Here is a 1,232-nt window from a genome sequence, read left to right as displayed (position 1 = left end):
AAAATGGTGGTCGAGATTGTCGCCTCCCTGTTGTCGCTCGACGCTACTAAGGTGGGTGTCCACGCTAATTTCTTTGCGCTGGGGGGCCATTCATTGTTGATTATGCAGCTGGTCAGTCAGCTACGCGCACGTCAGTATCAGGCTGATGTGCAGGCCCTGTTCAGGGCACACACGCTACAGGACATGGCACGCCAGGTTCGGGCACTTGGGAATGAGGAATCAAGTTGTGTGCCCGCCAATTTAATTCCGGCGGACTGTAGCAAAATCACCCCGGAGATGGTGACGCTCACTGAGCTAGATGCGCAGCAACTCACCGATATTGCGGCGACCATTCCTGGTGGCATGGCTAATATTCAGGACATCTACCCGCTGGCACCGCTGCAAGAAGGCGTGCTGTTTGTACACACCATGAGTGAAGGGCAGGACCCGTATGTCACCAGCACCACCTTTGAGTTCGACAGCCGCGAGTCGCTCGAGCGCTTTAAGTGGGCACTGAACACCCTGATTGCCCGTCACGATGTGCTGCGCACCGCGATTTTATGGCGCAACCGCACCACCGCACTTCAGGTGGTACAGCGTGAGGTGGAGCTGCCTGTGGCTGAGCTGGACTTCAGTGAGTCAGAGGATGTCTGGAGCGCATTTAGCGCGCATGTGGCTGAGCAGCCGCTGTGGATTGAGCTGGAAAACGCGCCGCTTTTACAGCTGAGCGTGTGCGAAGACGCCGCGCAGGGCAAGCATTATGCGCTGCTGTGCGAGCATCACCTGATCTCAGATCACGTGTCGCTGGAAATTCTGGTCCATGAATTAACGGCGCTGCTGAATGGCAATGAAGCCAGTCTGGGCGCACCGGTGCCCTATCGGGAATTTGTCGGCCGCACCCTGGCGCGCACAGCGAGTCTGGACACCGAAGCCTTCTTTACCCAGATGCTGGGTGATGTCAGCGAACCCACCTTGCCTTATGGTCTGACCGATGTACTGAATGACGGCTCGGGCATTGAGACCCTACATGTCACCCTGGATGACGCGCAGGCGCAGCGTATTCGCCGCCTGACCCGCCAGTATCACAGCAGTCCTGCAGCGCTGTTCCATCTGGTGTGGGCCAAAGTGCTGGGCGTGTGTAGCGGTCAGTCGGAGGTGGTATTTGGTACTGTGTTATCGGGTCGTATGAGCGATGATGGCCTGAGCAGCCAGCTGATGGGCATGATGATCAATACGCTGCCGCTGCGGGTGTC

1 protein-coding gene is annotated in these 1,232 nt (G+C 57.6%); it reads left to right on the top strand.

What is annotated here, in order from left to right:
- On the top strand, positions 1-1,232 hold a 1,232-nt coding region (locus NH568_RS23865), incomplete at both ends, for a condensation domain-containing protein (protein WP_253111280.1).

This window comes from Pseudoalteromonas sp. XMcav2-N, assembly GCF_024124545.1.
Lineage (GTDB): Bacteria > Pseudomonadota > Gammaproteobacteria > Enterobacterales > Alteromonadaceae > Pseudoalteromonas.
The sequence above is the reverse complement of the archived record's forward strand: the minus strand, read 5'-3'. Positions and strand labels throughout refer to the sequence as shown.